The sequence below is a fragment of the Kocuria sp. KH4 genome, from assembly GCF_053711175.1.
This window is the reverse complement of sequence record NZ_JBSJYX010000003.1, coordinates 20,087-37,941: the sequence shown is the minus strand read 5'-3', so window position 1 is coordinate 37,941 and position 17,855 is coordinate 20,087. Positions and strand designations below refer to the sequence as shown.

General features: G+C 74.9%; 19 protein-coding genes. 6 read left to right on the top strand and 13 right to left on the bottom strand.

Annotation, left to right across the window (positions count from 1 at the left end):
• Positions 1–86: 86 nt before the first annotated feature.
• From ACWCOM_RS03555 to ACWCOM_RS03545, 3 genes are all read right to left on the bottom strand, one after another.
• Positions 87–1,001, bottom strand: a complete 915-nt coding sequence (locus ACWCOM_RS03555; protein ID WP_454547357.1) for a hypothetical protein — start codon at positions 999–1,001, stop codon at positions 87–89.
• Positions 1,002–1,179: 178 nt separating this feature from the next.
• On the bottom strand, positions 1,180–1,989 hold the full coding sequence (locus ACWCOM_RS03550) for an anti-sigma factor (RefSeq protein WP_454547511.1): 810 nt from the start codon (positions 1,987–1,989) through the stop codon (positions 1,180–1,182).
• Between the two features lie 5 nt (positions 1,990–1,994).
• Positions 1,995–2,597 (bottom strand): sigma-70 family RNA polymerase sigma factor, encoded by a 603-nt coding sequence (locus tag ACWCOM_RS03545; protein ID WP_454547356.1) that lies wholly within the window; start codon positions 2,595–2,597, stop codon positions 1,995–1,997.
• A gap of 363 nt (positions 2,598–2,960) precedes the next feature.
• On the opposite strand from ACWCOM_RS03545, the gene ACWCOM_RS03540 reads away from it, so the two are divergent.
• Both ACWCOM_RS03540 and ACWCOM_RS03535 read left to right on the top strand, forming a co-directional pair.
• The gene (locus ACWCOM_RS03540) at positions 2,961–3,731 is read left to right on the top strand and encodes a hypothetical protein (RefSeq protein ID WP_454547355.1); all 771 of its coding nucleotides are present in this window, start codon (positions 2,961–2,963) and stop codon (positions 3,729–3,731) included.
• Between the two features lie 21 nt (positions 3,732–3,752).
• Positions 3,753–4,472, top strand: coding sequence for a class F sortase (locus ACWCOM_RS03535; RefSeq protein WP_454547354.1), 720 nt, complete (start codon positions 3,753–3,755; stop codon positions 4,470–4,472).
• On the opposite strand, the gene ACWCOM_RS03530 is transcribed toward ACWCOM_RS03535, so the two are convergent.
• A complete protein-coding gene (locus ACWCOM_RS03530; RefSeq protein WP_454547353.1) occupies positions 4,451–5,053 on the bottom strand; it encodes a TetR/AcrR family transcriptional regulator in 603 nt (200 codons plus the stop codon). The two genes, ACWCOM_RS03535 and ACWCOM_RS03530, sit on opposite strands and share 22 nt — an antisense overlap.
• A 101-nt stretch (positions 5,054–5,154) precedes the next feature.
• Between ACWCOM_RS03530 and ACWCOM_RS03525 the strand changes: the two genes are divergently transcribed.
• The gene (locus tag ACWCOM_RS03525) at positions 5,155–5,991 is read left to right on the top strand and encodes an alpha/beta fold hydrolase (RefSeq protein ID WP_454547352.1); all 837 of its coding nucleotides are present in this window, start codon (positions 5,155–5,157) and stop codon (positions 5,989–5,991) included.
• A gap of 241 nt (positions 5,992–6,232) precedes the next feature.
• Here the strand turns inward: ACWCOM_RS03525 and ACWCOM_RS03520 are convergent, their stop codons facing one another.
• The 5 genes from ACWCOM_RS03520 to ACWCOM_RS03500 all read right to left on the bottom strand — a co-directional run bounded on the left by ACWCOM_RS03520 (position 6,233) and on the right by ACWCOM_RS03500 (position 11,455).
• The gene (locus ACWCOM_RS03520; RefSeq protein WP_454547351.1) at positions 6,233–6,526 is read right to left on the bottom strand and encodes an antitoxin; all 294 of its coding nucleotides are present in this window, start codon (positions 6,524–6,526) and stop codon (positions 6,233–6,235) included.
• Positions 6,527–6,687: 161 nt separating this feature from the next.
• Entirely contained in the window at positions 6,688–8,235 is a 1,548-nt protein-coding gene (locus tag ACWCOM_RS03515) for a gluconokinase (RefSeq protein ID WP_454547350.1), read from the bottom strand.
• Positions 8,232–9,254: a zinc-binding dehydrogenase gene (locus ACWCOM_RS03510; protein WP_454547349.1), complete on the bottom strand. Its 1,023-nt coding sequence runs from the start codon at positions 9,252–9,254 to the stop codon at positions 8,232–8,234. Before ACWCOM_RS03510 ends, ACWCOM_RS03515 begins: the two co-directional genes overlap by 4 nt.
• A gap of 46 nt (positions 9,255–9,300) precedes the next feature.
• Positions 9,301–10,068 carry a glucose 1-dehydrogenase gene (locus ACWCOM_RS03505; protein WP_454547348.1) on the bottom strand — a complete coding sequence of 256 codons (768 nt, stop codon included), beginning with the start codon at positions 10,066–10,068 and terminating at the stop codon, positions 9,301–9,303.
• 7 nt (positions 10,069–10,075) lie between these two features.
• A complete protein-coding gene (locus ACWCOM_RS03500) occupies positions 10,076–11,455 on the bottom strand; it encodes a GntP family permease (RefSeq protein ID WP_454547347.1) in 1,380 nt (459 codons plus the stop codon).
• A 143-nt stretch (positions 11,456–11,598) separates the two neighbouring features.
• On the opposite strand from ACWCOM_RS03500, the gene ACWCOM_RS03495 reads away from it, so the two are divergent.
• The 3 genes from ACWCOM_RS03495 to ACWCOM_RS03485 are packed head-to-tail and all read left to right on the top strand — an operon-like array spanning position 11,599 to position 13,631.
• Positions 11,599–12,318, top strand: a complete 720-nt coding sequence (locus ACWCOM_RS03495) for a FadR/GntR family transcriptional regulator (protein ID WP_454547346.1) — start codon at positions 11,599–11,601, stop codon at positions 12,316–12,318.
• A gap of 42 nt (positions 12,319–12,360) precedes the next feature.
• Positions 12,361–13,122, top strand: a complete 762-nt coding sequence (locus ACWCOM_RS03490) for a YoaK family protein (RefSeq protein WP_454547345.1) — start codon at positions 12,361–12,363, stop codon at positions 13,120–13,122.
• 29 nt (positions 13,123–13,151) lie between these two features.
• Entirely contained in the window at positions 13,152–13,631 is a 480-nt protein-coding gene (locus ACWCOM_RS03485) for a nucleoside deaminase (RefSeq protein WP_454547344.1), read from the top strand.
• 24 nt (positions 13,632–13,655) lie between these two features.
• Here the strand turns inward: ACWCOM_RS03485 and uvrA are convergent, their stop codons facing one another.
• The 4 genes from uvrA to ACWCOM_RS03465 form a co-directional block, all read right to left on the bottom strand.
• Positions 13,656–16,115: an excinuclease ABC subunit UvrA gene (gene uvrA, locus ACWCOM_RS03480; protein WP_454547510.1), complete on the bottom strand. Its 2,460-nt coding sequence runs from the start codon at positions 16,113–16,115 to the stop codon at positions 13,656–13,658.
• A 95-nt stretch (positions 16,116–16,210) separates the two neighbouring features.
• Entirely contained in the window at positions 16,211–17,041 is an 831-nt protein-coding gene (locus tag ACWCOM_RS03475; protein WP_454547343.1) for an FAD:protein FMN transferase, read from the bottom strand.
• On the bottom strand, positions 17,038–17,166 hold the full coding sequence (locus ACWCOM_RS03470; RefSeq protein ID WP_454547342.1) for a hypothetical protein: 129 nt from the start codon (positions 17,164–17,166) through the stop codon (positions 17,038–17,040). The genes ACWCOM_RS03475 and ACWCOM_RS03470 overlap by 4 nt, the downstream gene beginning before the upstream one ends.
• 165 nt (positions 17,167–17,331) lie before the next feature.
• Complete coding sequence (locus ACWCOM_RS03465) at positions 17,332–17,745, bottom strand: hypothetical protein (RefSeq protein WP_454547341.1); 414 nt, start codon at positions 17,743–17,745, stop codon at positions 17,332–17,334.
• Positions 17,746–17,855: the final 110 nt, after the last annotated feature.

Sequence of the window (17,855 nt, the reverse complement as noted above, 5' to 3'; positions counted from 1 at the left end):
ATACTCCTGGGGGGATGGGAGCGCAGTCGGTGGCCGTGGGGGGACGGCCGGCGGGCGGGAGGCGGGGGAACCGCCCGTCCACGTGCTCAGGGGCCCTCGGCCGCCCGTGCACGTTCCAACTCTTCCACGTCCGAGGGGCAATACGTCGCCGCGATCTGCATGTCGTTGCCTCCGCGGAGCACATTGGTCGTCTTGAGACCTCGGATGACGAGCCGGGGAATGGGCCGGTACATGGTGCGGCCGTCGTGCACCGGCCGGGTGCCCACGCCCCGGCGCAGGGCGACGACGTGCAGCCAGACGTCGTCGGCCCGGGGTGCGCACACCGTGAAGCCGCTCCCGGCCTCGCGCAGGGCGTCGAGCACGTGCGGCGGATAGAGCACACCGGAGGTGCCCGTGGCGAAGGTCAGCAGCGAGGCCCCCGCGGGGGCGCCGGGCACCCAGGTGGCGTAGGGCTGGATCCGTCCGGCCTGCACGCGCATGCGGTGGGCCCGGTGCGCCACCACGTCGGCGGGGTGCCGCTCGTGGACGGCGAGCAGCTCCTCCAGCCACGTCCCGCCGTAGAGGACGTCGTCGTCCGCGATGACCAGGGGCAGCTCGTGGCGGGCCCGGGACCGCACGTAGGGGTAGTACTTCTTGTGGGGGCCCCAGTCCTCGGTGGCGCGGATCTCGAGGCCGCGGCGCACCAGCCGGGCCAGCGGAGCGGGGGGATCGGCCACCACGGCGGGGTCCTCCAGCCACAGGATCAGCCGCTGCGGGCGGACGGTCCCGTGCACCATCGACTCGACGGCCAGGTGCACCGTGCGGATCCGGCTCCCGTAGGAGGTGAGGCTGACGACGACGGGGGCCTCCCCCCGCACGGGGGTCGACGCGAAGCGGCTGCGCGCCCGGAAGTACAGGGCGCTGCGGCTGGTCTGGAACGCGTGCAGCCAGCTGCGGACCATCGCCCCGGACAGCACCCACCGCAGCGGGTGGGGCCGCCGTCCGGCCGACCGGGAGGACATGGCCCCATGATGGCAGGGGCGGACGGGGGCACGACCTCCCGGCGGGATTGCGACGACGGCGCCGGTCACGTCCGTGGCCGGCACGGCGTGCGCGGCCGGTGCTCACGGCCGCCGGGGCGCGGCCGCGGAGGACGGCCGCCCCCGTCCCGCGCCCGGCCCTCCCTCCGTGTCCGGCCGGTCAGACCTGCACGGCGGCCAGCACCGGCAGGGTGGGCGTCTCGGAGCCGCCGGCGGGCTCGACCGTCATGGCCACCGCACCGGCGCGGTCGACGTCTCCCTCCAGCCACACCTGCACCCGGCCGCCGCCGAAGTGGGCGTCCGGCACCGGGGAGCCGTCCTGCATCAGCCACAGCTGGTACTCGCGCCCCTCCTCCGGGGCCGGGAGGTCGGCGGCCACGAGCATGGCCGCGTCCTCCTGCGCGGAGACCACGAGGGTGGCGGCGCTCCCGTCGACCTCCAGCCGGTGGGTCGCGACGTCGGCGGCGGCCAGCAGGCGGGTCTGCCGGTCCTGCTCCTGCGCGGCGAGCTGCTGCTGCTCGCGCTGCTCGGTCTGCGTCCCGATCGCCCATCCGCCCAGGGCGGCACCGGGCAGGAGCACCGCGGCCGCCGCGGCGGCGGCCAGGCGCTGCCGCCGGGGCCGCCGGCGCTCCGCCAGGGAGACGACGTCCGCGCCGGACCCCGGGTCCGCCGAGCTCCCGGGGAGCGCGGCGCTCGGCGCCGGCGTTCCCGCGGGCGGAATGGCGGGGGCCCCGGACCGGGTCCCGTGGATGGCGGCGAGGACGTTCCCGCGCAGCGCCGGCGGCGGGTCCTGGGCGACCGCCGAGGCCAGGGCCGCGCCGACCTCGCCGAACGAGTCCACCTCAGCGCGGCACGCCGCGCAGCCCCGGAGGTGTTCCTCGAACGCGGCGCGCTCCTCGGGCTCGAGCGCGTCCACGGCGTAGAGCGCCGCGTCCCCGTGGACGTCGTCGGACCAGTCGTCCACCCGCATGTCGTTCACCGCTGCACCCCCAGTGCTGAGCGTAGATTGTTGAGCCCGTCCCTGATCCGCGCCTTCGCCGTGCCCAGTGGGACGGCCAGGTGCTCGGCGACCTGTCGGTGGCTGTAGCCCCGGTAGTACACCAGACAGACGGCCTCGCGCTGGAGCTCGCTCAGGGACCCGAGCCCCGCACGGACCTCCTCGGTGTCCAGGGACTGCTCGACCTCGCCCCAGGTCTCGTCGACGGGTGATCCCGCCTGGCGGAGCTCGTACTGCTCGTCCCGGACGCGTTCCCGCTGGCTCTGCCGGATCCGGTCCACCGCGCGCCGGTGAGCCATGGTGCACAGCCAGGCCAGCACGGTGCCTCGCTGCGGATCGAAGCGTCCCGCCTGCTGCCAAGCCATGAGGTAGACCTCCTGGACCACCTCGGCCGCCAGCTCCGGGGAGCGGGTCAGCCGCACCACGAGCCCGAACAGCTTGGTGCACGTGGCATCGTACAGCTGGGCGAAGGCGGCCTCGTCCCCGGCGGCGCTGCGCCGCAGCAGGTCGGCCTGGTCGTCGGTCCCGCCGGAGAAGCGGGACTGGGTCCCCGCGCCGCGGCCGGTCGGTCCTTCACTCACGCGATCTCGCTGTTCACTCGGGGGGCGACGCCTCGCCCGCCACCCGGGCGAGGACAGTCCTGTACCGCAGAGTGCCACACCGGACCGGTGTCGCGCTGTCGACACACGCTGTCCTTCCATGCCAGGTGTTCGTCACCGGACGCGCCGCGGATGGGTCCGCCGGCGCCCCCGGACGGTCCCGGGGCCGAGGGAGCGCCCCGCACCGGCCCCGACCAGGGGCGCCGGTGCGGGGCGCCGGTGCGGGGCGCCGGAAAAAAATTTCACGGCCGCACCCATCCGGGGGCGCCCCGGCGCCGAACCCCCTGTGCACACCTCGAGATGTGCGCACCCGGCACGACCCCCGGTACGACACAGGAGAAACTGATGCGCAAGTCCACGTTCCTCGCAGTCCCCACCCTGGCCCTGGGCGCCCTCACCCTGGCGGCCGCCCCCGCCGCCGCCCACGCGGAGGACTCCTGGTCCTCCCAGGCGACCCTGAGCACCCTGAACAACTCGGGCACCACCGGGGAGGTCATGGTCGATGTCCACGGCACCGAGGCCACCGTCACGATGAACGTCACCGGCGCGGCGGAGACCTTCATGGACGGGCCCTTCCCCCACGCCCAGCACATCCACATCCACGGCCAGGGCACCTGCCCCGGCCCCGAGGCCGACACCGACGGTGACGGGGTGGTCAACACCACCGAGGGCCACCCCTCCTACGGCATGATCGGCACCTCCCTGACCCTGGAGGGCGACACCAGCCCCGACTCCGGTCTGGCCGTGGAGCGCTTCCCGGGCGGGTCCGCCTACACCTACGAGCGGACCTTCGAGCTGGACGCGGCCACCGCCGAGGCCCTGCAGGCCGGCACCGCGGTCGTGGTCGTCCACGGGGTGGACCCGGCCAAGATGCCGGCCGCGGCGGCCGAGAAGATGAGCGACCTCGACCCGGCGCTGCCGGCGGCCGCGACCCTGCCGGCGGCCTGCGGCACCCTGACTGCCTCCCAGATGGGCGCGATGCCCGAGGGCGGGGCCGACACCGGCGTCACCCAGCAGACCGGCACCGGCGCCGAGACCGCGGCGCTGGGCGGTGGCCTCCTGGCGGCCGTGGCCGGCGGCGCCTGGGCCCTGCGCCGGCGCGCCGCCCGGGCCTGACCCCGCGGGACGGTTCCTGTCATGACGGGATCGACCTCCGGTCGCCGCGGGGGCCTGCTGGCCTCCGCGGCGACCGCCGTCCTGCTCGCCACCGGCTGCGCCGTCGGATCCGGCGACGGCTCCCCGGCCGGCGCCGGCAGCACGCCCCCGGCGGCCTCTGGCGCCGCCACCGGCGCGTCCTCGGCGGGAGCCTCCCCCACGTCGTCGCCCACGTCGCCGGCCACGGGGACGCCGCCGGCCGCACGCGCGACGCCGACCCCCGCGCCCGAGGACCGGCCCGCGGTCCTGGACGCCTCCGAGCCCGTCTCGCTGACCGTGCCGTCCACGGGCACCCGCTCCGAGCTGCTGCACCTGGGCCTGCGGGAGGACGACTCCCTGGAGGTCCCGCCCGAGGACCCCGGCGCCCCGGCCGGCTGGTACGACGGCTCGCCCACCCCCGGCGAGCGCGGCCCGGCCGTGCTGCTGGGCCACGTCAACGCCACCGGCGGCGGCCCCGGGGTCTTCGCGGACCTGCGCGCCCTGGAGCCCGGGGACCGGATCGAGGTGGCCCGGGAGGACGGGTCCACGGCCGTCTTCGCCGTCGAGCGCGGGGAGCAGTACGGCAAGGACGACTTCCCCACCCTGGAGGTCTACGGCAACACGGAGGCCGCCGAGCTGCGGCTGATCACCTGCGACGGCTACGACCCGGCCACCGGGGAGTTCGACGACAACTACGTCGTCTACGCGTCCCTGGTGTCCTGAGCCGCCTCGCCGCCGGACGGGCCGGCGGGCAGCGCCGCGCCGATGAGCACCTCCGCGGCCCGGCGCGCCTGCTGCGCGGCCTCGGGGGTGCCGGCGATCGCGGCCGTGGTCTGGGCCCCCTCCGCCAGGATGCACAGCTGCGGGCCCAGTTCCGGGGGCCCGCCCGCCGCCTCGACGAGCGCGGCGACCTGGTCCTGGAACGCGCGCTTGTGCCGGCGCGCCGCCTCGGCCACGCGCGGGGAGACGGTGCCCAGCTCGCCGAAGGCGTTGATGAACCCGCAGCCGCGGAACGAGTCCTCGGCGAACCAGTCCGCGAGGTAGTCGTAGACGGCCAGCAACCGGGTGCGCGAGCTCCCGGCGCGCCCGAGGTGCTCGCGGACCCCGTCCTCCCACGCCCGGTGCCGGCGCTCGAGGACGGCCAGCACGATCTCCTCCTTCGACGGGAACAGCGTGTAGAGGCGCTTGAGCGAGACCCCGGCCTCCCGCCGCAGCTCGTCCATCCCCACGGCCTGGACCCCGCGCCCGTAGAAGAGCCGATCGGCGGTCTCCAGCACGTGCGCGCGGAGGTCGGTGGAGTCCATCCCCCCAGTCTATTGCGTGCGAGAACGGTCGTTCCCTAGACTCGGACCGTGAGAACGACCGTTCTCACACGTCGTGCGAACGATCGAGAGGAAGATCCTCCATGGGTTACATCAGCGTCGGCACCGAGAACAGCACCGACATCGAGCTGTACTACGAGGACCACGGCAGCGGGCAGCCCGTGGTGCTGATCCACGGCTATCCGCTGGACGGGTCCTCCTGGGAGAAGCAGACCGCGGCCCTGCTCGAGGCCGGCCACCGCGTGATCACCTACGACCGCCGCGGCTTCGGCAGCTCCGCCAAGCCCACCACCGGCTACGACTACGACACCTTCGCCGCGGACCTCGACGCCGTGCTGACCCACCTCGACCTGCAGGACGCCGTGCTCGTGGGCTTCTCCATGGGCACCGGGGAGGTGGCCCGCTACCTCAGCACCTACGGCTCCTCCCGGGTGGCCAAGGCGGTCTTCCTCGGCTCGCTGGAGCCCTATCTGCTGCAGACCGACGACAACCCCACGGGCGTGCCCCAGGACGTCTTCGACGGGCTCGCCGCGGCCGTGACTGCGGACCGGTACGCGTTCTTCACCGAGTTCTTCGGCAACTTCTACAACACCGACACGTTCCTCGGCACGGAGCGGCTCAGCCAGGAGCTCGTCGACGCCAGCCGGAACATCGCCGCCCGCTCGGGCGCCGTGGCCTCCGTGGCGGCACAGCCCACCTGGCTCACCGACTTCCGCGCCGACATCCCCCGGATCGACGTCCCCACCCTGATCGTGCACGGTACCGCGGACAACATCTTGCCGATCGACGCCACCGGCCGGCAGTTCGCCAAGGCGCTGCCGGAGGCGCGCTACGTCGAGATCGAGGGCGCTCCGCACGGGCTGCTCTGGACGCACGCCCCCGAGGTGAACGAGGCCCTGCTGGACTTCCTCGCCGGCTGACCGGCCGGGGTCCCGGCGGCCCGCCGGGTCCCCTCTGGTGAGATTGATAACGGATGTGTAACGTGACGTCCTGAGAACAACCCCCCGCGTTCTCCCGGATCACCGGCGTCCCCTGCGCGGGTGGTCCGACGGCCCCGGCCCGCCTCTCCCGGCGGACCGGGGCCGTCGTTCGTGCCGGGCGGCCCCGTCCGCGTACCGGTCAGGACGGGTGCGGCCGGGCGCCGCTCCGGCGCAGGTTCCCTCAGCCGCGGGGGTCGCGGTCCGGGCGGACCCCCTCCGGGCCCTCGCCGGGCCGGTCCGTGCCGCCCGGCCGGTCGCCCGGGAACCGGCCGTCCGGCGCGCTCCCCCCGCCGGCGCGGTGCCCGCCGAGGTAGTCCCGGGCCTTCTGCTGCACCGAGTCCACGTGCCGCTCGTACTTGCGGCCGGTGCGCTTGTCCACGAAGTTCCCGGCCTGGTCCAGGACCTTGTTCACCTTGTCCGGGTTGCGCTGCGCGAACTGCTTGGCCTTCGCCGTGAGCCCCTTGAAGTTCACCATGACGTCTCCTTCCGAGAGCGGTCACCGCCGCGAGTCCGCGGCGGTGCTGTCACGACTCCATCATGCAGAGCTGTCGCCGCGCTGGCCACCACCTGGGACCCACCCCGTCGGACTCGCGGCCCCGCACATGCCCCGGCGGGCATACTGCGGCGGGACCGCGCTCAGCCGCGCTCCAGCGGCAGGGCGGGGGCCAGGCGCCGCAGTGACGTGAAGGTCGGCACGAGCGCCTCGTACAGCTGCTCGAAGACCGGCTGCAGGGACGCGTAGACCGCGGCGTCGGCCGGCTCGGGGCGCAGGGTGGAGTCCACCTCCACGAGCTCCGCGGCCACGTCGATGGACCCGACGAGCCCCAGCGCCTGCATCCCGAGCAGCGCCGCACCGAACCCGGACCCGTCGTGCCCGGAGGCGAAGGAGATGTCCGTGCCCAGCACGTCGGCGAGCATCTGCCGCCACAGCGGGCTGCGGGCGAACCCGCCCGTGGCCCGGATCTGCTCCACCGCCAGGCCCGCCGAGCGCATCGACTGCAGGACCAGGCCCAGCTGCTGGCACACCCCCTCCAGGGCCGCGCGCACCAGGTGCGCCCGCCCGTGCGCCCGCGTGAGCCCCACGTAGGCGCCCCGGGGCAGGGAGCTCCAGTGCGGGGCGCGCTCGCTCAGCAGATAGGGCAGCATGAGCAGCCCGCCGGAGCCGGCGGGCACGGTCCCGGCCAGCGCGCACAGGGCCTCCTGGGAGTCCTCGCCGAGGTCGGGGGCGAGGGCGTCCCCCGCCCAGCCCAGGACCACGCCGCCGTTGTTGACGGCCCCGCCCACCACCCAGCGGCCGGGGGTGAGGGCGTAGCAGAAGACCCGGCCCAGCGGGTCCACCACGGGACGGTCGACGACGACGCGCAGCGCGCCGCTCGTGCCGATCGAGCAGGCCGCCACCCCGGGCCGCACCGCCCCCAGGCCCAGGTTCGCGAGGGGCCCGTCGCTGGCCCCGACCACCACCGGCGTGCTCGCGGGCAGCCCCGTGGCCCGGGCGGCCCCGTCCGTGAGCCCGGGCAGGACGGTGGTGGTGGGCACGAGCTCGGGCAGCTGCTCGGGCAGGATCCCGGCCAGGGCCAGGGCCTCGTCGTCCCAGGCGAGCTCGTGGATGTTCATCAGTCCCGTGGCGGAGGCCACCGAGTGGTCCACCACGAGGGCGTCGCACAGCCGCAGCAGCACGAACTCCTTGATCCCGGCCCAGAAGGCGACCCGCTCGCACAGCTTCGGCTCCTGCTCGTGGAACCACACGAGCTTGGGCAGCGGTGACATCGGGTGCACGGGGGTGCCCGTGCGCCGGTGCAGCGCGAGTCCGCCCACGCTCGCGCGCAGCCGCTCCGCCTGCGCACTGGCCCGGGTGTCGGCCCAGGTGACGAGCGGGGTGAGCGGCTCCCCCGCGGGCGAGAGACCGAGCAGGCCGTGCATCGCGGCGCTGAAGGACAGCCCGGCCACGCGCTCGGCCCCGACCTCCTCGACCACGGCGCGCACCGTGTCCAGGACGGCGTGCAGGATCAGCTGCGGGTCCTGCACGGCGTGGCCGCCGTGCGGCTCCTCCAGCGGATAGCCCGCCGAGGCGGAGGCAAGCTGCTCGCCGCCCACCGCGAACGCGACCGTCTTCGTGCTCGTGGTGCCGATGTCGACCCCGAGCACCACCGGGCCGGCGGCGGCGTCCGCGTGCGGGCCGGTCATCGGCGGGTCTCCTCCCCGAAGGACACGAGCACCTTGCCGGAGGCCGCGGAGTCCCGGGCCGCGGCGAAGGCCTCCAGGGCCCGCTCGACCGGGATCTCGTGCGTGACGACGCCCTCGATCCCGGGGTGGGCGGCGAGCAGCCGGATCGCCTCGTCGATCTCGTCGTCGAAGCGGAACGACCCGCGCAGCTGCAGCTCCTTGGACACCAGCGGGGCCAGGTTCACGGGCCGGGCCTCGTTCGGCACCATCCCGACCTGGACCACCACGGCCCCCCGCCGCGCGGCCGCCAGCGCGGGGCTCACGGCCGCGGGCACCCCGGAGCACTCCAGCACCACGTCGAAGGCCTCGGCCGGGAGCGGGTCCGCCCCGATCCGGACCGTGCCGTGCACCCCCAGGGCCCGGGCCCGCTCCAGCGGGCCCTCGAGGACGTCGGTGGCCACGACCTCGGCCGCGCCGCGGGCCAGGGCGGCGGCCGCGGCGAGCAGGCCGATGGGCCCGGACCCGGAGACGAGCACGCGCCGGCCGGCCACGTCCCCGGCCACGGTCAGCCCGTGCAGCGCCACGGCCAGCGGCTCGGCCAGGGCGGCCCGGCGCAGCGGGACGCCCTGGGGGAGCACCCGGACCATGTCGCGGCGCACCAGCAGGTACTCGCTCATCCCGCCCTGGGTGTGCGGCCGGGTGGCGGCGCTGCCGAGGTAGGCCCCGCCGGGCCACAGGTGGCGCCGGTCCTCGATCCCGGGCTCCGGGGTGCCGAACGTGGCCGGGTGCACCGTGACCGGGGTGCCCGGCGCGAGCTCCCCCGAGGGGTCGAGGTCCACCGTCCCGGAGACCTCGTGGCCGGGCACGAGCGGCTCCCGGACCACGTACTCCCCGTTGGCGCCCTCGGCCCAGTAGTGCAGGTCGGACCCGCACACCCCGCCGTAGGCGATCCGGAGCCGGAGCTGGCCCGGGGCCGGTTCCGGGGTGGGCAGCTCCTCGACGCGCAGGTCCTGCCTGCCGTGGATGACGACGGCTCTCATGGGTTCTCCTCCTGGGGCGTGCGGATCGGTGGCTGGGGGTCCCGGGTCAGACGACGGAGGTCATGCCGCCGTCGACCAGGACGTTGTGCCCGGACACGAAGCTGGAGGCGTCCGAGCACAGGTAGATCAGCGTGCCCACGAGCTCCTCGACGCGCCCCCAGCGCCGGGCCGGGGTGCGCTCGACCACCCACGCGCTGAACGCCTCGTCCTCGACGAGGGCCTGGTTCATCTCCGTGGCGAAGTAGCCGGGGGAGATCGCGTTGACCTGGATGTTGTAGCGGGCGAGGTCGGCGGCCATCCCCTTGGTGAGCATGACCACCCCGCCCTTGGTGGCCGAGTACGGGGCGATGGTCTGCCGGGCGAGCACGGACTGCACCGAGGCGATGTTGACGATCTTCCCGGAGCCCCGCTCCTGCATCCCGGGGACCACGGCGCGGGAGACGTGGAAGGCGCTGGAGAGGTTCGCCGCGACGATGTCCTCCCAGTCCTGCGCGGTGAACTCGGCGAACGGGGCGCGGCGCTGGATCCCGGCGTTGTTGACCAGGATGTCCGGCACCCCGTGCTCGGCCGTCACCGCCTCGATCCCCGAGCGCACGGCGTCGGCGTCGGTGAGGTCGAAGGCAGCCGTGGCCGGCGCCGTGCCCGTGCTGCGCGCGATCTCGTCGCGCACCCGGGCGAGGGCCTCGCCGTCGCGCCCGTGCAGGACCACGCGGGCGCCCGCCTCGGCGAGGCCCGTGGCCAGGGCCCGCCCCAGCCCCCGGGAGGACCCGGTGACGAGGGCGAGCCGGCCGGTGATGTCGAAGATGCTGTTCATGCCCACCTCAGGCGACGGAGAAGACGACGAGGACGATGGCGAAGCCCAGGACGGACTCGAGGGCCTGCTGGACGGTCCACGTCTTCAGCGTGGTCTTGACGTCCATGCCCATGAGCCGGCCGACGAGCCAGAAGCCCGAGTCGTTGACGTGGCTGGCGAACACGGACCCGGCGGCGGTGGCCAGGGTGATCGCGGCGACCTGCACCGGGCTGAAGTTCCCGGCGGCCACGGCCGGGGCCATGAGACCGGCGGCGGTGACGAGGGCCACGGTGGCCGAGCCCTGGGCCAGCCGCAGGACCACGGCGATGATGTAGGCGGCGAAGATGACGGGCAGCCCGATGCCGTCCAGGGAGGACGCCAGGGCGTCCCCGATGCCGGAGGCGCGCAGGATGCCGCCGAACATGCCGCCGGCGCCGGTGATGAGGATGACCGAGGCGACCGGCCCCAGCGAGGAGTCCAGCACCTTCTCCAGGGCGGTGCCGTGCTCCCCGCGCCGGGTGCCGAGCACGAAGGTGGCCACGAGGACGGAGATCAGCAGGGCCACCGGGGACTCGCCCAGCGCCGAGAGGAACTGCACCCAGGTGGCGTCCTCGGACACGACGCCCGCCGACCGCAGGAAGTTGAGGCCCGTGTTCATGAAGATGAGCACCAGGGGCAGGAGCAGCATGGCGATGATCGTGCCGACCCTCGGCGGGTTCTTCGGCTGGTCCTCGTCGATGTCCCCGAAGAAGCCGGGCACGGGGAGGATGTACTTGGTGCCCACGCGCTTGCCCCAGACGTAGCCGGAGACGTACCAGAGCGGGAAGGCCAGCAGCAGGCCGATGAGCAGGACCAGGCCGAGATCGGCGCCGTAGAGCTCGGTGGCGGCCACGGGGCCCGGGTGCGGCGGGACGAAGACGTGCATCACGGAGAACGCGGCGGCGGCGGGCATGCCGTAGAGCAGCACGTTGGTGCCGCCCAGGCGCCGGGCCACGGCGAAGATGATCGGCAGCATGACCACCAGGCCGGCGTCGAAGAAGATGGGGAAGCCCATGATCAGCGAGGCGACGCCGAGCGCGAAGGGCGCCCGCTTCTCCCCGAAGACGTCGACGAGCTTGTCGGCGAGCGCCATGGCGCCGCCGCTGTGCTCGACCATCTTGCCGAGCATGGCGCCCAGGCCGATGAGCAGGGCCACCGGGCCGAGCGTGGCCCCGAAGGACTCCACCGCCGTGTCGACGACGAGTGCCGTGGGGATGCCGGTGACGAACGCCGTCAGCAGCGCCACGAGGATCAGGGTCAGGAACGCATGCATCTTGAACTTGATCACCAGGATCAGGATCAGCGCGATGGCGCCGGCGGCGATGCCCAGCAGGGGGGCGGTGCCGAGGGTCTGTGTCCAGTCTTCCACTGAGGGTCTCCGTGCTCTCGGGCCTGCGCTCAGGCCGTGGGGATGCTCGTCGTGATCCACGACACGCGCTAGGCTGACAGAAAGATCATACTTTTGGCAACAGTGGGCGCCGCACGGGCGTCGCACGGGGGGACGGAGCCGCGATGCACGGGGTGGAGCAGCACAGCGGAGTGCTGGACCGGCTCGGCCGCAGCATCGCCTCGGGCGACCGCGTGCCCGGCACGGTCCTGACGCTCGCCGGCCTCGAGGAGGAGTTCGGGGTCTCCCGCACCCTCGTGCGGGAGGTGGTGCGGGTGCTCGAGTCCATGGGGATGCTGGCCTCGCGGCGGCGCGTGGGCGTGACCGTGCGGCCGCCCGGGGACTGGAACCCGTTCGACCCCCGGCTGATCCGGTGGCGGCTCGGCGGCCCCGGGCGGGACGCCCAGCTGCTGAGCCTCACCGAGCTGCGGGCGGCGATCGAGCCCGTGGCGGCCCGGCTCGCCGCCGCGCGGGCGGACGGGTCCACCCGCCGGCGTCTGGTGGAGCTGGCCGCCCGGCTCAAGGAGCTGGGCGAGGCCCGCCGCGGCACGGACCCGGAGTACCTCGCGACCGACATCGCGTACCACGAGCTGCTGCTGGCCGCGAGCGGCAACCCCATGCTCGCCGCCCTGGGCGGGACGGTCGCCGAGGTGCTCTCCGGCCGCACCGCGCTGGGGCTCATGCCGCGGGACCCCGCCCCCGGGGCCCTCGAGGACCACGAGGCCACGGCCGCCGCCGTCGCCTCCGGGGACGCCGCCACGGCCGAGGCCCGGGCGCGCGCCGTGGTGACGGAGGTGCTCGAGGAGGTCGCCGACGTGACGGAGAACACGTCCGGTTCTGGCTGATGGTCTCCTGGCCCGGAGCCGCCCCGTTCCTAGGCTGGATCCATGGCCACACCCGTCACCGGCTACCTGTCCCGGATCTCCGGGCCGCGCCGGAGCCCCCGCTACGAATACCACCTGGCCTGCCTGCTGATCTTCGTCGCGGGCATGCTCAACTCGGCCGGCTTCGTGGCCGTGGCGCTCTACACGTCCCACATGACCGGTCTGACCGCGACCATGGCCGACCACCTCGTGGACCGCGACGTGGAGCTCCTGTCCCTCGGCGCCGTCGGTCTGGGCGCCTTCGTGCTCGGCGGCGTCTGGTGCTCCATGCTCTACACCTGGGGGCGACGCCGGGGGCTCGGGAGCCGGTTCGCCAACGTCCTGGCCTTCGAGGGCGTCCTGATCCTGGGGTTCAGCCTGACCGCCGAGGCCGTCGAGGGCGAACACCACGACCTGGTCCACGTCGCCGTCCTGTGCTTCACCATGGGGATGCAGAACGCACTCATCACCAAGGTCGCCGACGTGCCCGTACGCACCACACACGTCACCGGGATGGTCACCGACATCGCGATCGAGCTCGGCAAGGCACTGTACCCCCACCGCACGCCCGGCCCCGACCCGGTCCGGGGAGACCGTCGGAAGCTGCAGGTGCTGACTTCCCTCGTGGGCCTGTTCTTCCTCGGCGGCGTGACCGGGACGGTCGGCTACCTCGCGGCGGGGTTCCTGTTCCTGGTGCCCGTCGCCCTGCTGCTGCTCGTCCTGGCCTACCGTCCGGTGGCCCGGGACCTCTCCCCCCGGCGCCCGCCCGCCCGCGTGTTCCTGTGAGCCGCCGCGCCCGGTCGTAGGCTGGGCCCATGGGCATCTCGGGGACCGACCGCGGACACCTGCGACGCTGCGTGGAGCTGGCCCGCGAGGCCCTCGACGCCGGGGACGAGCCGTTCGGCTCGGTGCTCGTCTCGGCGCGGGGGGAAGTGCTGTTCGAGGACCGCAACCGGGTGGCCGGCGGGGACGCCACCCGGCACCCCGAGTTCGAGATCGCCCGCTGGGCGGCCGCTCACCTCGCCCCGGGGGAGCGCTCCTCCGCCACGGTCTACACCTCGGGGGAGCACTGCCCCATGTGCTCGGCCGCGCACGCCTGGGTGGGACTGGGCCGCATCGTCCACGCGTCCTCCTCCGCGCAGCTGACCCGGTGGCTGCAGGAGCTCGGCGCCCCGCCCTCCCCCGTCGCGGCGCTGCCCATCTCCCAGGTGGCCCCGGGCGTGCCGGTGGACGGCCCCTGCCCGGATCTGGCCCCGCAGGTGCGGGCCCTGCACGAGGCCCGCCACCGCCCCTGATCCGCCGGACCCCGGGGCCGCGGGTCAGCGGAGGGCGGCGGCCAGGTAGGGGGCGGTGCGGCTCGACGGGCACGCCGCGACCTCGGCGGGGGTGCCGGCGCAGAGGATCCGCCCGCCGGCCTCCCCGCCGGACGGGCCCATGTCGATCACCCGGTCCGCCCGGGCCACCACGTCCATGGCGTGCTCCACCACCACCACGGTGTTGCCCGCGTCCACGAGCCGGTCCAGCTGCCCCAGGAGCGCCTGCACGTCCTGCGGGTGCAGCCCCGTGGTGGGCTCGTCCAGGAGGTAGAGGGTGTGCCCGCGCCGGGCCCGCTGCAGCTCCGTGGCCAGCTTGATCCGCTGGGCCTCGCCGCCGGAGAGCTCGGTGGCCGGCTGGCCCAGCCGCAGGTATCCGAGGCCCACGTCGAGCAGGGCGCGCAGGCTGCGCGCGGCGGCGGGCACCTCGGCGAGGAACTCCGCGGCCGTCTCCACCCGCATGCCCAGCACGTCGGCGATGCTCCGGCCCCGGTGGGTGACCTCCAGGGTCTCGGGGTTGTAGCGGGCGCCGTGGCAGTCGGGGCACGGGCCGTAGGTGCCGGGCAGGAACAGCAGCTCCACGGCGAGGAAGCCCTCGCCCTGGCAGGTCTCGCACCGCCCGCCGGCCACGTTGAAGGAGAACCGGCCGGCCCCGTACCCCCGGGCCCGGGCCTCGTCGGTGGCGGCGTAGAGCTTGCGGACCGCGTCGAAGAGCCCGGTGTAGGTGGCCAGGTTGGAGCGCGGGGTCCGGCCGATGGGCCGCTGGTCCACGCGGATCAGCCGGTCCAGGTGCTCCAGGCCCTCGGCGGAGCCCACCTGCGCCTCGGGGGCGGGCACGGACTCGTCGTCGTCCGCGGGCCCCGCCGCGCCGTGCAGGTGCCGGCCCACGGTCTCGGCCAGGACCTGGCTGACCAGGGTGGACTTGCCCGAGCCGGAGACCCCGGTGACGGCGGTGAGCACGCCCAGGGGGATCTCCACGTCCAGGTCCACGAGGTTGTGACGGCGCACCCCGCGCAGCCGCAGCCAGCGCTCCGGCCGGCGGGCGGGGGGCGGGGGCGCGGCGGTGTCCCCGTCCGGGAACAGGAACGGGCGGGTGACGGACTCCGGGACCCCGGCCAGCCCCGGCACGGGGCCGCTGTAGAGCACCGAGCCGCCCCGGTCCCCGGCCTGCGGACCGACGTCCACGACCCAGTCGGCCCGGCGGACCACGGCCATGTCGTGCTCCACCACGAACACCGAGTTGCCGGAGGCCTTCAGCTCCTCCAGCACCGCCAGCAGCGGCTCGGCGTCGGCGGGGTGCAGGCCCGCGGAGGGCTCGTCGAGCACGTAGACCACCCCGAACAGTCCCGACCGCAGCTGGGTGGCGATGCGCAGCCGCTGCATCTCCCCCGGGGACAGGGTGGGGGTGGCCCGGTCCAGGCTCAGGTAGCCCAGGCCCAGGCCGAGGAGCACCTCCAGCCGGGCGAGCAGGTCCCGGGCGATGGTGACCGCCGCCTCGCTGCGCTCCCCGGACGTCACCGCGCGCGAGGCGGTCCCGGCCCGCTCCAGGACGGCGGTCGGGCGCACCGCTTCGGCCAGCTCGGCCAGGGGCGCCCCGTTGAACTCGGCGATGCTCCGGCCCCCGAAGGTCACGGCGAGCGCCTCCGGGCGCAGGCCGGCGCCCCCGCACGCGCGGCACGGGCCGGTGACCACGAAGCGCAGGACCCGCTCGCGCATCTGCGGGCTCGCGGAGTCCGCCAGGGTGTGCAGGACGTGGCTGCGGGCGCTCCAGAACCGGCCCTTGTAGGGCTTCGCGACGCGGTCCCGCTGCGGGGTGATCTCCACGACCGGCTGCTCCTCGGTGAACAGGATCCAGTCCCGGACGTCCCGGGGCAGCTCCCGCCACGGGACGTCGACGTCGTGGCCCAGGTGCACGAGGATGTCCCGCAGGTTCTTGCCCTGCCACGCGCCGGGCCAGGCGGCCACGGCGCCCTCGCGGATGCTCAGCCCGGGATCCGGGACGAGGGAGGACTCGGTGACGTCGTGCACGGTGCCCAGCCCGGAGCACGCGGGGCACGCGCCGGCGGCGGTGTTGGGCGAGAACGCGTCGGAGTCCAGGCTGCCCGCGGCGCCCTCGGGGTAGGTGCCCGCCCGGGAGAAGAGCATGCGCACCGAGTTGGACAGCGTGGTCAGGGTGCCCACCGTGGAGCGGGAGCTGGGCGCCCCGCGCCGCTGCTGGAGGGCCACGGCGGGCGGGAGCCCGGTGATTTCCTCCACGGCGGGGTTGTGCCCCTGCTGAATCAGGCGCCGGGCGTAGGGTGCGACGGACTCGAGGTAGCGCCGCTGGGCCTCGGCGTAGACGGTGCCGAAGGCGAGGGAGGACTTCCCGGACCCGGAGACGCCGGTGAAGGCGACGATCGCGTCGCGGGGGATGTCCACGTCCACGTGGCGCAGGTTGTGCTCGGAGGCGCCGCGGACCCGGACCATGCCGGAGCGGACGGTGTCGGGGGCGGTGGCCGCGGTGGTGTCGAGGTGGGTGCTCACCGCGTCCACCCTAGCGACCGCGGGACGCACGGCGGGGCTCAGCCGGTCCGGTGCCGGTCGCGGCCGATCGTCCAGGCGGTGTCCGCGGGGGCGGGGTCCACCACCCAGGCGGACCACTCGTCCAGGCCGGTGAACCAGTGGGCCCCGTCCCGGCCGGCCACCACGAGGGCCGTGGCGAGGACCCCGGCCAGGCGGGCGTCCGGGCCGACGACGGTCGCGGAGCGGGCCCCGGCCGCGGGCCGGCCGGTGCGGGGGTCGACCACGTGAGCGGGCCGTTCGTAGGTCCCGGAGGTGGAGACCGCCCCGTTGCCGGGCAGGACGGTCCACGAGACCGCGCCGGGGTCCTCCGGGTGGCGGATCCCCACCGCCCAGGGCTCGCCCGGCGCCGCGACCCCGCGGGTGACCACGTCCCCGCCGGCGTCGACGCACACGTTCGCGCAGCCGGCGCGGACCAGGTCGTCCGCCAGCCGCTCCGCGGCCCAGGCCTGGACGTAGCCGGAGGGGTCGAAGCCGCCGCGCACGGCCCAGGGGTCGAAGCAGCCGTCGGTCAGCTGCCGCCCCTCCCGGCAGCGCCGGAGCACGTCGAGCAGCGCGCCCTGGGCCGGGTCCGTGCGGGTGAGCCGGCGCTCGTCGAGCAGGCCGCTCCGCAGCGCGCTCACCAGGGAGTCGGGCCGGTAGGTGGAGAAGACGGCGTCGACCCACCTCATGTTGGCCACGGCCACGTCCAGGGCGTGCTGGACCACGCGCTCGGGCGGCAGGGCCTCCTCCCCGGCGCGGACGTCGACGCTCACCGTGGTGCCCCAGATCCGCTCCCGGTGCAGGTGCCGGCGGCCCCCGGGGCGGCGCAGCTCGACGGCGGGGGCGCTCACGGCCCGGTCCGCTCCACGAGCTCCCGGAAGGCGGAGCGGTAGCCCCGCACCGCGGGGTCGGCCCCGCTCACGACGTCGACCCGCGCCGGCTGCCTCGCGAGGAGCTCCTCCTGGAGGGCGGGCACGGCGCGGTCGTCGGTCCGCTGCGGGGGGCGGGGGGAAACGGCGGTGCGGTCGATGCTCCCGACTCTAGGCCGGGGGCGGGGGCCGGGCAGTGGACTTTCGGGCAGAGTTGCCGGGCCCCGCCCCCGCCGACCCGGGAGCCGACGGGGGGCGGGGCCGGGCCGCGGTCAGTCCCCGATCTCGATGACCTGCAGCGGCAGGTTGGTGCCGGTCCCGCAGAACTCGGCCTGGCACTCCTGGATGAACCCGGAGATGACGGCGGGTCCCTCGTCGAAGGCCATGTTGAAGGCCACGGCCTGGTAGTCCATCTCGACCTCGCCGCCCGCACAGGTCCACTGCTCGAAATAGCTGCCGTTGGCGATGCGCCCCTCGGAGACCCGCTGGGTCACGCTCAGGGAGACGAAGACGGTGGTGCCCGCGGTGCAGGAGATCTTGTAGGTGCCCTCGACCGCCGCCCCCTCGGCGATGCGCGTGGCGTCGCTGATGTCGGAGATCTCCATCGCCTGTGCCGGCGCGACGGCGGCGAGGCCGGCTCCCGCCGCGAGGACGGCGGCCGTGACTGCCCTGGTGGTTCTTCTCATGGTTCTGTCCCATCCGGTGGAGAAGCGAGGACCGCTTCGCGACTGGTGCCGGCTCGCGGCGTCCTCCCCCGGACGCCCGCCGAGCCCCGTGTCTGTGCGACATGTCCAAC

Coding starts and splice junctions, on each gene's coding strand:
- ACWCOM_RS03555 (WP_454547357.1), bottom strand. CDS start 1,001: ATGTCCTCCCGGTCGGCCGGACGGCGGCCCCACCCGCTGCGGTGGGTG.
- ACWCOM_RS03550 (WP_454547511.1), bottom strand. CDS start 1,989: ATGCGGGTGGACGACTGGTCCGACGACGTCCACGGGGACGCGGCGCTC.
- ACWCOM_RS03540 (WP_454547355.1), top strand. CDS start 2,961: ATGCGCAAGTCCACGTTCCTCGCAGTCCCCACCCTGGCCCTGGGCGCC.
- ACWCOM_RS03535 (WP_454547354.1), top strand. CDS start 3,753: ATGACGGGATCGACCTCCGGTCGCCGCGGGGGCCTGCTGGCCTCCGCG.
- ACWCOM_RS03530 (WP_454547353.1), bottom strand. CDS start 5,053: ATGGACTCCACCGACCTCCGCGCGCACGTGCTGGAGACCGCCGATCGG.
- ACWCOM_RS03525 (WP_454547352.1), top strand. CDS start 5,155: ATGGGTTACATCAGCGTCGGCACCGAGAACAGCACCGACATCGAGCTG.
- ACWCOM_RS03520 (WP_454547351.1), bottom strand. CDS start 6,526: ATGGTGAACTTCAAGGGGCTCACGGCGAAGGCCAAGCAGTTCGCGCAG.
- ACWCOM_RS03515 (WP_454547350.1), bottom strand. CDS start 8,235: ATGACCGGCCCGCACGCGGACGCCGCCGCCGGCCCGGTGGTGCTCGGG.
- ACWCOM_RS03510 (WP_454547349.1), bottom strand. CDS start 9,254: ATGAGAGCCGTCGTCATCCACGGCAGGCAGGACCTGCGCGTCGAGGAG.
- ACWCOM_RS03505 (WP_454547348.1), bottom strand. CDS start 10,068: ATGAACAGCATCTTCGACATCACCGGCCGGCTCGCCCTCGTCACCGGG.
- ACWCOM_RS03495 (WP_454547346.1), top strand. CDS start 11,599: ATGCACGGGGTGGAGCAGCACAGCGGAGTGCTGGACCGGCTCGGCCGC.
- ACWCOM_RS03490 (WP_454547345.1), top strand. CDS start 12,361: ATGGCCACACCCGTCACCGGCTACCTGTCCCGGATCTCCGGGCCGCGC.
- ACWCOM_RS03485 (WP_454547344.1), top strand. CDS start 13,152: ATGGGCATCTCGGGGACCGACCGCGGACACCTGCGACGCTGCGTGGAG.
- uvrA (WP_454547510.1), bottom strand. CDS start 16,115: ATGGTCCGGGTCCGCGGCGCCTCCGAGCACAACCTGCGCCACGTGGAC.
- ACWCOM_RS03465 (WP_454547341.1), bottom strand. CDS start 17,745: ATGAGAAGAACCACCAGGGCAGTCACGGCCGCCGTCCTCGCGGCGGGA.